The sequence below is a fragment of the Aeromonas sp. HMWF014 genome, from assembly GCF_963878295.1.
GTDB classification, from domain to species: Bacteria; Pseudomonadota; Gammaproteobacteria; order Enterobacterales; family Aeromonadaceae; genus Aeromonas; species Aeromonas popoffii.
This window is the reverse complement of record NZ_CAWNYS010000011.1, coordinates 30,592-31,030: the sequence shown is the minus strand read 5'-3', so window position 1 is coordinate 31,030 and position 439 is coordinate 30,592. Positions and strand designations below refer to the sequence as shown.

The window sequence follows — 439 nt, the reverse complement described above, 5'->3', positions numbered from 1 at the left end:
GTGCTGCGCCGCGAGATAGGCCGCACTGTGCTGCTACAGGGGGAGGACAACAAGCAGCGGCTACTCAAGGAGTTTGTCGAGAATGGCCGCGCCGTCTTGGTGGCCACCAGCAGCTTCTGGGAGGGGATAGACGTGCGGGGGGCTGCGTTGTCGTGTGTTATCATCGACAAGCTGCCGTTTGCCAGCCCCGACGATCCCTTGCTCAAGGCACGGGTCGATGATTGCAAGCTCAAGGGGGGCGATCCCTTCGCCGAGCTGCAGTTGCCCAAGGCAGTGATAGCGCTCAAGCAGGGGGTGGGGCGGCTCATTCGTGATCGCAGTGATCACGGCGTACTGGTCATCTGTGATCCACGCATGGTCAACAAACCCTACGGCGCTACCTTTATCAAGAGTTTGCCCGCCATCCCTCGCACCCGGGAGTTGGGGACGCTGGGGCGCT

At 62.0% G+C, this 439-nt stretch carries 1 protein-coding gene; it reads left to right on the top strand.

The window, feature by feature from the left end; all coding sequences use genetic code 11:
• A partial coding sequence (locus AAC083_RS00400; protein WP_308811032.1) for an ATP-dependent DNA helicase occupies nt 1–439 on the top strand: 439 nt, incomplete at both ends.